General features: G+C 66.6%; 14 protein-coding genes and 1 tRNA gene. 7 read left to right on the top strand and 8 right to left on the bottom strand.

From position 1 onward, the window contains the following. Window positions 1-8 precede the first annotated feature (8 nt). The 4 genes from egtB to ACEQZD_RS08805 all read left to right on the top strand — a co-directional run bounded on the left by egtB (window position 9) and on the right by ACEQZD_RS08805 (window position 3,464). Window positions 9-1,286: an ergothioneine biosynthesis protein EgtB gene (egtB, locus tag ACEQZD_RS08820; protein ID WP_370185017.1), complete on the top strand. Its 1,278-nt coding sequence runs from the start codon at window positions 9-11 to the stop codon at window positions 1,284-1,286. After that, complete coding sequence (gene egtD, locus ACEQZD_RS08815; RefSeq protein ID WP_370185015.1) at window positions 1,258-2,244, top strand: L-histidine N(alpha)-methyltransferase; 987 nt, start codon at window positions 1,258-1,260, stop codon at window positions 2,242-2,244. The genes egtB and egtD overlap by 29 nt, the downstream gene beginning before the upstream one ends. A 111-nt stretch (window positions 2,245-2,355) precedes the next feature. After that, window positions 2,356-2,904 (top strand): acyl-CoA thioesterase, encoded by a 549-nt coding sequence (locus tag ACEQZD_RS08810; RefSeq protein WP_142948159.1) that lies wholly within the window; start codon window positions 2,356-2,358, stop codon window positions 2,902-2,904. A 59-nt stretch (window positions 2,905-2,963) separates the two neighbouring features. Then, window positions 2,964-3,464: a DUF1289 domain-containing protein gene (locus ACEQZD_RS08805; protein ID WP_348321022.1), complete on the top strand. Its 501-nt coding sequence runs from the start codon at window positions 2,964-2,966 to the stop codon at window positions 3,462-3,464. Here ACEQZD_RS08805 and ACEQZD_RS08800 read toward each other — a convergent pair. The 4 genes from ACEQZD_RS08800 to zigA all read right to left on the bottom strand — a co-directional run bounded on the left by ACEQZD_RS08800 (window position 3,461) and on the right by zigA (window position 6,717). Beyond that, window positions 3,461-4,102: a LysE family transporter gene (locus ACEQZD_RS08800; protein ID WP_335629141.1), complete on the bottom strand. Its 642-nt coding sequence runs from the start codon at window positions 4,100-4,102 to the stop codon at window positions 3,461-3,463. The genes ACEQZD_RS08805 and ACEQZD_RS08800 overlap by 4 nt on opposite strands. 79 nt (window positions 4,103-4,181) lie before the next feature. Next, the gene (locus ACEQZD_RS08795; protein WP_370185013.1) at window positions 4,182-4,979 is read right to left on the bottom strand and encodes an AraC family transcriptional regulator; all 798 of its coding nucleotides are present in this window, start codon (window positions 4,977-4,979) and stop codon (window positions 4,182-4,184) included. 2 nt (window positions 4,980-4,981) lie between these two features. Further along, window positions 4,982-5,440 carry a Fur family transcriptional regulator gene (locus ACEQZD_RS08790; RefSeq protein WP_370185011.1) on the bottom strand — a complete coding sequence of 153 codons (459 nt, stop codon included), beginning with the start codon at window positions 5,438-5,440 and terminating at the stop codon, window positions 4,982-4,984. A 53-nt stretch (window positions 5,441-5,493) separates the two neighbouring features. Continuing rightward, entirely contained in the window at window positions 5,494-6,717 is a 1,224-nt protein-coding gene (gene zigA, locus ACEQZD_RS08785) for a zinc metallochaperone GTPase ZigA (RefSeq protein ID WP_335629138.1), read from the bottom strand. Between the two features lie 158 nt (window positions 6,718-6,875). On the opposite strand from zigA, the gene ACEQZD_RS08780 reads away from it, so the two are divergent. Beyond that, entirely contained in the window at window positions 6,876-7,679 is an 804-nt protein-coding gene (locus ACEQZD_RS08780; protein WP_335629137.1) for an SDR family NAD(P)-dependent oxidoreductase, read from the top strand. A 91-nt stretch (window positions 7,680-7,770) separates the two neighbouring features. Here the strand turns inward: ACEQZD_RS08780 and ACEQZD_RS08775 are convergent, their stop codons facing one another. The 4 genes from ACEQZD_RS08775 to ACEQZD_RS08760 form a co-directional block, all read right to left on the bottom strand. Next, a complete protein-coding gene (locus ACEQZD_RS08775) occupies window positions 7,771-8,088 on the bottom strand; it encodes a hypothetical protein (RefSeq protein WP_335629136.1) in 318 nt (105 codons plus the stop codon). A 48-nt stretch (window positions 8,089-8,136) separates the two neighbouring features. Further along, a tRNA-Leu gene (locus ACEQZD_RS08770) sits at window positions 8,137-8,221 on the bottom strand. A gap of 59 nt (window positions 8,222-8,280) precedes the next feature. After that, the gene (locus ACEQZD_RS08765; RefSeq protein ID WP_335629135.1) at window positions 8,281-9,165 is read right to left on the bottom strand and encodes a hypothetical protein; all 885 of its coding nucleotides are present in this window, start codon (window positions 9,163-9,165) and stop codon (window positions 8,281-8,283) included. 196 nt (window positions 9,166-9,361) lie between these two features. Further along, entirely contained in the window at window positions 9,362-9,946 is a 585-nt protein-coding gene (locus ACEQZD_RS08760; RefSeq protein ID WP_370185009.1) for a superoxide dismutase, read from the bottom strand. 301 nt (window positions 9,947-10,247) lie between these two features. On the opposite strand from ACEQZD_RS08760, the gene ACEQZD_RS08755 reads away from it, so the two are divergent. Continuing rightward, on the top strand, window positions 10,248-11,429 hold the full coding sequence (locus ACEQZD_RS08755; protein WP_370185007.1) for an acetyl-CoA C-acyltransferase: 1,182 nt from the start codon (window positions 10,248-10,250) through the stop codon (window positions 11,427-11,429). A 299-nt stretch (window positions 11,430-11,728) separates the two neighbouring features. After that, window positions 11,729-13,047, top strand: a 1,319-nt coding sequence (locus ACEQZD_RS08750) for a beta-ketoacyl synthase (RefSeq protein WP_370185005.1), incomplete at its 3' end; no start/stop codon positions are given.

Here is a 13,047-nt window from a genome sequence, read left to right as displayed (position 1 = left end):
ATGCCGGCCTGGCCCGGCGCCTGGCCGACACCCGCGCGTTCAGCGAGACCCTGTGCGAGCCGCTCACCGCCGAGGACATGGGCCTGCAGGCCTGTCCGGAAGTCAGCCCGCCGCGCTGGCACCTGGCTCACACCACCTGGTTTTTCGAGACCTTTATCCTCAAGCCTTTCGCGCCCGGCTACAAACCCTCCGACGAGCGCTTCGAATATTTATTCAACAGCTACTACAACGGCGTCGGCGAACAGTACCCGCGCCCCCAGCGGCACCTGCTGTCGCGGCCGGGCAACGAAGCGGTGCGCGCCTGGCGGGCCAGCGTGGACGAGGCCCTGCAGACCCTGCTCGCGGGGCCGGACGTGGACCATCAGGTGGCCGACCTGGTGGCGCTGGGCATCGAGCACGAGCAACAGCACCAGGAACTGCTGGTCACCGACCTCAAGTTCAGTTTCTCGCACAATCCGCTGGCGCCGGTGTATCTGCCCCGCCAGGACAGCGACGCCCGGGCAGCGCCGCTGCGCTGGCACGAATACCCGGGCGGCCTCACCGAAATCGGCGCCGACCCCGCCGACGGCTTCTGCTTCGACAACGAAACACCCCGCCACCGCCAGTGGCTGGAACCGTTCGCCCTGGCCAGCCGCCCGGCCACCTGCGGCGAATACCTGGCCTTTATCGAGGACGGCGGCTACCAACGCCCGGAGTTGTGGCTGTCCGACGGCTGGGCCTGGCTCAAGGAACAGGGCGCCCGCGCCCCGCTCTACTGGGATCTGGACGGCGACACGCCGGCCTGCTACACCCTGGCCGGCCGTCAGCCGGTGAACCCGCAAGAACCGGTCGCCCATCTGAATTACTACGAGGCCGATGCGTTCGCCCGCTGGAGCGGCAAGCGCCTGCCCACGGAAGCGGAGTGGGAACACGCCGCCGCACAACAGCCGGTGCCCGCCGGGCCGGACGGCGGCTTCGTCGACAACCGGCGCTTCCACCCCGGGGTCGCCGCGGCCGATAGCCAGGGCCCGGCGCGGATGTTCGGCGACGTCTGGGAATGGACCGCCAGCGCCTACCTGCCCTACCCCGGCTTCGCGGCCGCCGCCGGCGCCGTGGGCGAGTACAACGGCAAGTTCATGTGCAACCAGATGGTGCTGCGCGGCGGCTCCTGCGCCAGCGCGCCGGGCCATTTACGCGCCAGCTACCGCAACTTTTTCTACCCTCATCTGCGCTGGCAGTTCAGCGGCGTACGTCTGGCACACAGCATGGAGGCAGGCCGTGCCCCAACCCCAACAATTATTGCCTAACCTGACTTTCCTGGACCTGCGCCCGCCGGTGGCGGACGCGGCCCGGGAAGTGGCCGCGTCGCTGTCGGCGGCGCGCCCCACCCTGGACCCGAAGTACTTTTACGATGAGCGCGGCTCGTCGTTGTTCGACGCCATCACCCGCACGCCGGAGTATTACCCCACCCGCACCGAGGCGGCGCTGCTGCGCGAGCACGCCGCCGGCATGGCGGCGCAACTGGGCGACGACCTGGTGATCGCCGAGCCCGGCGCCGGTGGCTGCGAGAAGGTGCGCATTCTGCTCGACCAGTGGCGCCCCTACGGCTACATGCCCCTGGAGATTTCCCGGGAGTGCCTGCTCGACGCCAGCCGCGCGCTGGCCGGTGAATACCCCTCGGTGCGCTTCGACGCGGTGTGCGCGGACTACTCCCAGGCGCTGGATTTCCCGGCCGACCTGCCCGGCTACCCCACCGATGTGCCCCGGCTGGTGTTTTTCCCCGGCTCCACCATCGGCAACTTCGAGCCCGACGCCCGCGCCGATTTTCTGGCCGGCCTGCGCCGCCTGGCCGGCGACGACGGCTACCTGCTGATCGGCGCCGACCTGCAAAAAGACCCGGCCCGGCTGAACGCCGCCTACAACGACAGCGCCGGCCACACCGCCGCCTTCAACCTCAACGCCCTGGCGCATCTCAATGCGCGGCTGGAATGCGGCTTCGACGTCTCCGCCTTCGAGCACCGGGCGTTCTACAACGAAACGCTGGGGCGCATCGAAATGCACCTGGAGTGCAAAAAAGCGCAAACCATACGGATCAACGGCCACACCATCGAATTGGCGCCCGGCAGTCGCATTCACACCGAAAACTCCTATAAATTCACGGTGGAGACCTTCACCCGGGAGCTGAGCGACGCCGGCTTCGCGCCGCTGTCCAGCTGGGTGGACGACGAAGGCCTGTTCAGTATTCATCTGGCGAAGGCGGTCTGACGGCCGCTGACAGGGGGTCACGGCACCATGTAGCGGGGCCCGCCGTATCCTGTATCCTGTATTCTGTTTCGCGTTGGCCGCTGGCGAACGCCCTGGGGAAGGAAAACACCAATGCTGGAATTGATCAGCGCCGCCCGGCGCCGCAAACGCACGCCCACCTATTCGTTGTTCGATGTGGTGTCCATGGAATTCCGGGTGGGTTTGCTGGACATCGATCTCAACATGCACCTGAACAACGGCAAGTACACCAAGATCATGGACCGTTGCCGGCTGGAGCACGCGGTGGTCACCGGCTTGCTCAACCGCATGATCGAGGCCCGCGCCAGCGCCGTGGTGGCCAACAGCGAAATCGCCTATGTCCGCGAGCTGCGCCCCTACCAGCGTTTCATGGTGCACACCCGCATCCTCGGCTGGGACGACAAGTACACCTACTACGACCAGCGCTTCGATTCCCAGCGCAAGCTGCACACCCACGCCCTGCTGCGCCTGGCGCACATGTACGGCGGCAAGACCATCAGCCCCCAGGCGTTCCAGGAAATGACCGGCCTGAACAAGGTGTCCCCGCCGCTGCCCGCCTATGTGCAGGACTGGAAAACCCTGCTGCAAAGCAAGAAGCGGCTTACCGAAACCGACCCGGAGCCGGCACGGGATATTCCCTAGGGCCTGTTCAGCCCCTAGAGGGTTCACACAACCCGGAGCGCTTGCGTTACAATCCCGGCATGTCCAAACCCCGCATCGGTACCCCCTGCATCGGCGTTTGTTCCACCGTCTTCGGCGACACCGTCTGTCGCGGCTGCCGCCGCTTCAGCCACGAAGTGGTGGACTGGAACGCCTACTCCGACGAGCAGAAACGCATCGTCTGGGAGCGTCTCGACGAACTTCTGGGCCTGGTGGTGAGCAACTACTTCGAAGTGGTCGACGCCGACGCCCTGGCCAGCCAGCTCGACTACCAGAACCTGCGCTACCAGACCCAGCTTTCCCCCACCGGCTGGGTGCCGGAGCTGCTCAAGGCCGCCGGCCGCCAGCGCATCGACTACCGGGTGTTCGGCCTGGAGCCCCTGCCCGCCGCCGAAGGGATGGCGCCGCGTGAACTCTACGACCTGATCAGCAAGGAGTGCCACGCCCTCAATCAGGCCCACTACGACCGCTCCTTCGCGCGCCCGGTGGGCAGCACCGGCGAGCTGGTGATGCAGGCGGCCCGCGAAAAAGGGCTGTTCTAGGGCGCGCCCGGGCCGTCCATTGCCAGGCCCAGAGCCAACAGCAGCAGCGCCAGGCCGGCGACCCGTTCCACCGACGCCAGGTGTCTGGAAAGCCAGGCCACCCAGCGCGGGCGGGTGGCCAGCCGGGCCACCAGCAGATCCCAACTCACTACCACCAGCACCATCCAGACCCCGTAACCCAGCCGCGCCGGCCCCGGCGTACCGGCCGCCGCCAGCACCGTGAACAGGCTGGCGTAGAACAGCGCGTTTTTGGGATTGAGAATCGCGGTGACAAAGCCCGGCACGGCACCCCGGAGCAGGCCCGCCACCGGCGCGGCTGCCTCCATCCCATCCACCCTATGCGCACCAAGCGTGCGCGGCGCCCCGGCGCCACGGATCAGGCCGACCCCCATATAAAACAGATAGGCCACACCGGCCCAGCGCACCACCGCGAACAGCGCCCCCTGCGGATTCAGCACCGCAAACCCGCTCAGCGCCAGGGCCACAAAGCCGGCATGGGCCAGCGCCACCCCCAGGCACACGCCCACGGCACTGCGCGGCCCGGCTACCAGGGCATAGCGCACGATCAAAAAGAAATCCGGCCCGGGGCTCAACAGGGCCAGAAAGTGGGCGCCGGCCACCATCACGAACTCTTCCAAGACTGCGTCCTCCTGATTCGGGGAGGCCCAGCCTAGCGACGCCGGCGGCGGACGGATTGAAGAAAATTGCGAGGCCCGCTCAGAGGTTGCCGGCGCCGCGCTGATAGGCGCCGGGGGTGGCGGCGGTCCGCTCCTTGAACGCGCGCTGGAAATGGCTCTGGTCGGCGAAGCCCAGCGCGTGGGCGACATCCACCAGGCTGGCGCCTTCGCGCAACAGGGCGCGGGCCCGGTCCACGCGGCGGTCCAGCTTGTAGGCGTGGGGCGTCAGGCCGGTGTGGCGCTGGAAGCGTCGAATCAATTGATAGCGGCTGAGCCCCAGGGCCGCCGCCGCGGTCTCCAGGGAAACCGGCGCCTCCAGCAAAGCCCGGGCCCGCGCCAGATCCAGGTCGTGCGCGCCGGCCGGCGGCGGCCCCACCGCCTCGGAGAGATCGGTACCGCGCCACAGACCCGCGCGCAGAAAACCGACCAGCGCCGCTTCCTTTTCCGCCGGGGCACCGTCGGAGAACAGGATCCGGTTGACCGCGCAGAACGCCCGGTACGCCGTCGCATCACGGCGCACCTGGGGCCGCGCCGGCAAGGGCACGTCGCCGAGCACCCGGCGCAACCAGGCCCGATCCAGATACAACATCTGGTAGCTCCAGGCGGCGCCGGCGTCCGGGTTACAGGCATGCACCTGTTCCGACGGAATGCTCACCAGCGAGCCCGGCCGCAGCTCGATGCTACCGCCGGGGCCGGTGAAACGGCTGCGGCCACGGTCGACCACACCGATGGACCAGGTACGATGGCTGTGCGCCCGGTAGCAGGCGCGGCTGTCGCAGGCCGCGCGGCTTTCCACGAAGGGCAGATTCGGGTCGCGCCAGAAGCCCGCGTTCGCCATGGTCACTCGCGGCAGGCGCTACAGCGGCCGTGCATTTCCAGCGGCTGGGCGCCGACACGGAAGCCTTCGTTCTTCAGGCTGCGCTGCAACTGCCGCCGCAGCGGGCTGTCCATGGGCGCTTCCCGCACCGCGCCGCACCGGTCGCACACCAGAAACAGGGTGCCGGCCTCATGGCCGTGGTCGCAGGCGAGGTGGCCGCAGGCCATGTAACGGTTGGTGGACGCCAGCCGGTGGGCCAGCCCCGCCGCCACCAGGAAATCCAGCGCCCGGTAAATGGTGGGCGGCTTGGCGCCGGGCTGATGACGGCGCTGCAGCGCGTCCAGCAAATCGTAGGCACTGGCCGGGTCGTCCTGCTCCAGCAACAGCGCCATCACCTGACGGCGCTGGGGGGTCAGTTTCAGGCCCTGTTCCAGACAACGGCGTTCAGCGATTTCCAGTTTGGCTTGCGAACCTGGCGCCATGGGGTCTCCCTGCTGCCGCGGCCGACTCTGGCCGCGGCTCCATTATCCCGGTATCAGGACGCTTCCTCCAGGCCCCAGTCCGGGAACGGGTCCGGCAGGGTGCGCCAGTATTCCAGCCCGGCGCGGGTCTCGTCCTCGCTGAGCAGGCAGGCGTCCAGCGCCCGCCGGGTGTGCGCCGGGTCCATGCCCTGGCCGATGAACACCAGCTCCTGGCGCATGTCGCCGAACGGCTCGTGCCATTTTTCGCGAATGAAGGCGCGGGTCTCCGCATCGTCCGGCCAGTTGTGCTCGGGCACCGCCTTCCAGAAAAAGCCGGCCACGCCATGGTGGGCGATGCCGCCCGCCTGGCTCCAGGTGCCCGCCAGACGGGGCCGGGTGGCCAGCCAGAAATAGCCCTTGGAGCGCAGCAGCTTGCCGTTGTCCCAGTCGCGGTTCAGAAAGGCGTGGAAGCGGGCCGGGTGAAACGGCCGGCGTGCGCTGTAAGTGAAGCTGCTGATGCCGTACTCCTCGGTTTCCGGCACATGCTCACCGCGCATTTCCTTGAGCCAGCCCGGCGCCAGGCTGGCGCGCTCGAAATCAAAGCGCCGGGTATTGAGCACCTGGTCCAGCGGCACCCGGCCCTGGCTAATGGGCACGATCACCGCGTCCGGATTCAGCGCGTGCAGCATGCCGATCACATCCTGGCGCTGGATGTCGTCGAGCAGATCCATCTTGCTGACCAGCAGCACGTCGCAGAACTCAACCTGGTCCACCAGCAGGTCCGCCACGTTGCGCTCGTCATCCTCGCCGAGGTGCTCGCCCTTCTCGCGCAGGTCCGCCGCTTCGCGCAGATCGCGGGGAAAGTTGACCCCGTCCACCACGGTCACCAGGGTATCGAGGCGCGCCACCGACGACAGGCTCTCGCCGCTTTCGTCCTCGAAGGTGAAGGTCTCCGCCACCGGCAACGGCTCGGAAATGCCGGTGGACTCGATCACCAGATAATCGAAACGCCCTTCTCCGGCGAGCCGCTTCACCTCTTCCAGCAGATCCTCGCGCAGCGTGCAGCAAATGCAGCCGTTGCTCATCTCCACCAGCTTTTCCTCGGCGCGGTTCAGGCTCACCTGCTGGTTGACCAGGCTGGCGTCGATGTTGATCTCGCTCATGTCGTTGACGATCACCGCCACCCGGCGGCCGTCGCGATTATTGAGTATGTGGTTGAGCACCGTGGTCTTGCCGGCGCCCAGAAACCCGGACAGCACCGTGACCGGCAGACGCTTGTCCACTGCGGTGTCCTGCATGATGGTTCTCCCTGATGGCAACTCGTGAATGGCTCATGCGTGAATTCGTAATGTTATATTATAACATAACGGATATGGCAAGCCGCATTAGCGGGATGCACCGTCCGCGCCGGCAAGGCACTATGGGTGTTTGTTTGCGATCAGCGAGACGACGTTCGATGAGCTTTCAAGGTATGACCATCGTGCTCACCGGTGCCTCCAGCGGCATCGGCGAGGAAGCGGCCAAACAGCTGGCCGCGCGCGGCGCCCGGCTGTGCCTGGTGGCGCGCCGGGAACAGGAACTGGAACGGGTCCAGGACGACATCCACCGCAAAGGCGGCCGGGCCTGGATCTACCCCACCGACCTGACCAACGCGGACAGCATCACCACCAGCCTGGACGCCATCCTGCATGAACACCCGCGGGTGGACGCCCTGGTCAACAACGCCGCCCACTCCATCCGCCGCCCCATCCTCGAGGCGCTGGACCGCATCCACGATTACGAGCGCACCATGCAGCTCAACTACATCGGCGCGGTGCGCATGACCATGGGGCTGATACCGCGCTTCCTGGAGCAAGGCCGCGGCCAGGTGGTGAACGCCTCCACCCTGTCCGCCCAGGTGCCGATCCCGCTGTTCTCCGCCTACCTGGCCAGCAAGGCGGCACTGGACTCCTACTCCCGCTCGCTCAACGCGGAGCTCGGCCACAAGGGCATCCAGGCCACCATGGTCTACTTCCCCATGGTGCGCACGCCGATGTCCAACCGCACGGAAATCTACAAGCACATGCGCATGATGAGCGTGGAAGACGCCGCCGGCTGGATCATCAAGGCCCTGCGCGACCGCCCCGCCCGCGTCGGCAAACCCCTGGGCACCCTCGGCAGCCTGGTGCTCGCCGCCGCGCCCGGCCCGGCGGTGAGACTCACCCAGCCGTTCTTCCGCCGCATGGACAAGAACCTGAAGGCCAAACTCAAGAAGAAATAGCAGGGCCTTGTGGGAGCGGCCCCCTGTGGGAGCGGGCCCAGCCCGCGAAAGGGTGGCGCAGCCACCCGGCAGGATCCCAGAGACCCATCAATTACCGATAAAGCCGCCGATCCCGCCCAACGCGATCCATCGCCTCATCGGTTTCCCGCCGCATCCGCAGCAACTTACGCCCCTGCGCCAGCGCCCGTTCGCGGGCCTGGCCGGTCATCTCATAGGCGTGCTTATAACTGCCGGGCGGACGATGGCACTCGAGCTGCGCCTTGGCACGCTCGTAGTCGTCGCAGATTGAGGCATACTTGGCGATGCGCGCGTCCAGCGCGCTGTCGGCGGATGCCACGGCGGACACCGTGGCGCCGAAAAAAACGGCCAAAGCCGTGAGGACGAACGCCTTCCTGGCTCGTGTTGGCATGTCTCCCTCCTTGGAAACCGGGCGTGAGCCGCCCTTCATATTGTCGGATGGTGCGCCAGGAGGGACTTGAACCCCCACACCTTGCGGCATCAGGACCTAAACCTGACGTGTCTACCAATTCCACCACTGGCGCAGGCCGCGAAGTATAGCAGCGACCGGTCGGGTTAGCGAAGCGTAACCCGACCCTCGGCGTTACTGTTCCAGCCGGTCCAGCCGGTTGTTGACCTGGATGCGGTACTGGTCGAACGCCTTGATGGCGGCGTCGATGTCGTCCAGCCGTTGCTTGAGCTGATCGGCGCCGCCGGCGCTGTTGCGCAGTTCGGCGATGGCGTCCTTCTGGCTCTGGTTCTGCTGCTCGAGCTGCTTGACGGTATCCACCACCACATCCACCTGGGTTTCCAGCTGGTTGATCTGGGTGCGCCACTGCGAGCTGCTTTCGTTGACCGCTTTAACGGCGCTGTCGATCTGCGTTTTCAGCTCACCGATCTGGCTCTGGGTGTCCTTGATGCTCTGGTCGTAGCCGCTGACGGTTTTCTTCAGGCCGGCCAGGGCGCTGTCGTTGCTCTTGAGGCTGTCGCGCAGGCTCTGCACGGTTTTCTGGTTTTCCTGGATCCACTCTTTGTTGCGCTTGTTGCTGACGTCCCAGAGTTTGCGGATCTCATCTTCGTTTTTGTCGATGGCCTTGTTCTGGTTGTCCAGGGTCTCGCGCAGTTTGCCGGCGGACTGGTCCAGGGACTCGTCGGTGGCCGACAGGCGTGCCTGCAGGTTCTCGAGCTGCTCGGAGGACATGCCCATGCGGGTTTCCATCTGGCCCTGCAGCGCGGTGATCTCGCGATAGAAGTAAGCACACGCTACCGCCAGTGCCACCGCCAACAGCAAGGTGAGAAAAATCCAGCCGCCGTTGCCGCCGCCGCTGCGCGGGGGCGCCTGGCGCGGTGGAGGGGTGCGGCCGCCGCCCTTGCCCCGGTCGCCGCCGTTGCCGCCCTGGGGCGGCGGGGCGCTGGCTTTCCGCCGGCGCGGCTCGTCCACGGGTACGTCGTCGATATCACCCAGTTTGACGTCTCGCTCTCGAGTCATGGGGAAACCCTGTCCTGTCCGATGTGGGAAAACACCTATCTTACCCGCCCGCCGTCATCGGCGCACAGCGGTGTGGCTTGGTGTGCGGGGAAACAGAGAAAGTTCCGGGAGGAAGGCGGTTTGCGGGGGGTAGAAAAAGGCGTGTGGGAGCGAAATTTGTGGGAGCGGGCGGCGCCCGCTCCTACAAAAAGCTCGCTTACGCGAAGTTTTTCGCGGCGAAGTCCCAGTTGATCAGGTTCCAGATGGATTCCAGATACTTGGGACGGGCATTGCGGTAGTCGATGTAGTAGGCGTGCTCCCACACGTCCACGGTGAACAGCGGCGTCTGGCCGTTGCCGTGGGCGATCGGGGTGTCGGCGTCGTCGGTGTTGACGATGTCCACGCCGCCGTCGGAGGTTTTCACCAGCCAGGTCCAACCGGAGGCGAAGTTGCCGGCCGCCTTGGCGTTGAACTCTTCCTTGAACTTATCGAAAGAGCCGAACTTCTTGGTGATCGCTTCACCCAGTGCACCGGACGGCTCGCCGCCGCCGTTGGGGCTCAGGCTGTTCCAGTAGAAGGTGTGGTTCCAGACCTGCGCGGCCTGGTTGAACAGACCACCCTTGGCGCTCTGGATGATCTCTTCCAGGGATTTGCCTTCGTCGTCGGTCCCTTTGATCAGATCGTTAAGCTTGGTGACATACGCGTTGTGGTGCTTACCGTGATGATACTCGAGCGTCTCTTTGGAGATGTGCGGTTCAAGAGCGTCTTTCTCGAAAGGAAGCGGCGGAAGTTCAAAAGCCATAGTCAATTCCCCTGACTGTTGTCGAATTGCTATTCGGACGAAAAAATTACCGAAGCATCATAACAAGCCGCCTGTCGACGAACCACCGCGTAAAAGGCGGTGAGCGCTCGCACGGCGCTTGTTGAGAATGATTACTTTTTCGGAAAAGTCCGAGCCCGTTGCCCTCTCTCACTTGGGGACGAGTACGGTGATCTCAAGTACAATACGCCCGTTTTTTACAACTGTAGGAGCGGGCCTTGCCCGCGAAAGGGAGCGAAGCTCCCGGCAGGATTCCAGAGACCTCTGAAAGCGGAGCAAAAGCATGTCCGAGAACAACATCGTTATCCTCAACGGTGCGCGCACCGCCATGGGCAGTTTCCAGGGTTCGCTGGCGCCGATGAGCGCGCCGCAACTGGGCGGCGCCTGTATCCGCGAAGCGGTGGCCCGCGCCGGCCTGCAGGCGGCCGATGTGGAAGACGTGGTGATGGGCTGCGTGCTGCCCGCCGGCCTCAAGCAGGGCCCGGCCCGCCAGGCCATGCGTCTGGCCGGCCTGCCGGACAGCACCGGCGCCACCACCATCAACAAGCTGTGCGGCTCGGGCATGCGCGCCACCATGTTCTGCCACGACATGCTCAAAGCCGGCAGCCACGACATCGTGGTCAGCGGCGGCATGGAATCCATGAGCAACGCGCCCTACATTCTCGATAAGGCGCGCGGCGGCTACCGCATGGGCCACGGCCAGGTGGCGGATCACATGTTCCTGGACGGCCTGGAAGACGCGGAAACCGGCCGCCTGATGGGCGCCTTCGCCCAGGACGTGGCGGACCAGCGCGGCATCAGCCGCGAGCAGATGGATAACTTCGCCATCGAATCCCTCAAGCGCGCCCAGGCCGCCATCGACAACGGCTGGTTCGCCGACGAGATCGTGCCGGTGACGGTGAAAACCCGCAAAGGCGAGACCGTGGTGGACACCGACGAGCAGCCCGGCAACGCCAATATCGACAAGATCCCCGGCCTCAAGCCGGCGTTCAAGAAGGACGGCACGGTCACCGCCGCCAACGCCAGCTCGATCTCCGACGGCGCCTCGGCGCTGGTGCTGGCCCGCGAAAGCGTGGCGCAGCAGCGCGGCCTGCAGCCGCTGGCGCGGATTCTCGGCCATGCCACCAACAGCCGCCACCCCAGCGAGTTCACCGTGGCCCCGATCGGCGCCACCGAGAAGCTGCTCAAGAAAGTGGGCTGGAGCGTGGACGACGTGGATCTGTTCGAGATCAACGAAGCCTTCGCCATGGTGGCGATGATGCCGATGCTGGACCTGGGCATCCCCCACGAGAAGCTCAACATCCATGGCGGCGCCTGCGCCCTGGGGCACCCGATCGGTTCCACCGGCTCGCGCATCATCCTGACGCTGATCCACGCGCTCAAGCGCACCGGCGGCAAGCGCGGCGTGGCCAGCCTGTGCATCGGCGGCGGCGAAGCCACCGCCGTGGCGGTGGAGTTGCTCTAATCCACTCTGTGGCAACGAGCTTTGTGGGAGCTTGCCTGCAAGCGAAAGGCCGGCAAAGCCGGCCGGCAGGATACCAGAGACGCTGTTTGTGCCGCCGTTAGAAGCCCTCTAAGAAAGGGCTCTGGTATCCTGCCGGGAGCTACGCTCCCTTTCGCGGGCGGGGCCCGCTCCCACAAGGCCCGCTCCCAAAAGGTATTGGCGCCGGTAATATCCGGTTGCAACATCAACCCCGCTGACCGATACGCAAAGCGGGCCTAGGCGCCTAGAATTGACCGCTCAGTCACGTTCTGGGGAGTCCTATGCCCGCCCTGCCCGTCATCACCGCCGTCGGCGGCATTAATGCCGCCGGCCGCACCTCCATGCACCACGGCTTCCACCGCCTGGTGTTCGATGCTCTGGATGACGCCGGCCGACGGCGAACCCTGGATGCCCTGGGTGCCCTTAACGGGGTGCACAGCGAAACCGCGCTGCTCAACGGCACCCTGATCCGCGGCCTGCCGGAGAGCCAGCGCCTGAACATGGCGGTGAACGGCCACAGCGACGGCCCGCTGACGCTGGAAATGCGCAACATGGACCTGCCCGACCCGCTACCCGCCGGCTGGCGGGTGGAGCCGATCAACCGCCAGCGCAGCCGCGTCACCCTGCCCGCCGGCGCCGACCTGCGCGTGCCCACCGACGTGACCCGCCGGGTGAGCGCCGCCGGCCAGCTGCCGGACGGCTTCGACCCGGGCGCCCTGTACGCTTCGCGCAACCACCCGCGCGCCCTGCAGATGGCGGTCTACGGCGTCAGCGACGCCTTCGGCATGCTCGGTATTCCCTGGGACAGCCTGCGCGGGCGGCTGGCCCCGGATGAGGTGGCGGTGTACGCCTCCAACGCCATGGCCCAGCTCGACGACAACGGCCTGGGCGGCATGATGCGCGCCCCGGCCCTGGGCCACCGCACCACCTCCAAGCAGTGCCCGCTGGGCCTGGGCGAGATGACCGCCGACTTCATCAACGCCTATGTGCTGCGCAGCGCCGGCTCCACCGGCGGCATGCTGGGCGCCTGCGCCACCTTCCTCTACAACCTGGAACGCGGCGTGCACGCCATCCGCCAGGGCCGCGCCCGGCTGGTGGTGGTGGGCACCAGCGAGGCGCCGCTGGTGCCGGAAGTGATGGAAGGCTACCGCGCCATGGGCGCGCTCGCCGAGGACGAGGCCCTGGCCGCCCTGGACGGCGCCGCCAGCGCCGACCTGCGCCGCGCCTGCCGGCCGTTCGGCGACAACTGCGGCTTCACCATGGCGGAGTCCGCCCAGTTCGCGGTGCTGATGGACGACGCCCTGGCCCTGGAACTGGGCGCGGACATCCTCGGCGCGGTGCCGGACGTGTTCGTGCACGCCGACGGCGCCAAGAAGTCGATCTCCTCCCCCGGTATCGGCAACTACCTGACCCTGGCGCGCAGCGCCAACCTGGTGCGCCAGCTGCTGGGCGAGGACGCCCTGCGCGCGCGCAGCTATGTGCACGCCCACGGCACCGGCACGCCGCAGAACCGGGTCACCGAATCCCATGTGTTGAATCAAGTGGCCGAGGCCTTCGGCATCCGCGACTGGCCGGTGGCGGCGATCAAGGCCTATGTGGG

The organism is Alloalcanivorax sp., assembly GCF_964221125.1.
GTDB lineage: Bacteria > Pseudomonadota > Gammaproteobacteria > Pseudomonadales > Alcanivoracaceae > Alloalcanivorax > Alloalcanivorax venustensis.
The sequence above is the reverse complement of the archived record's forward strand: the minus strand, read 5'-3'. Positions and strand labels throughout refer to the sequence as shown.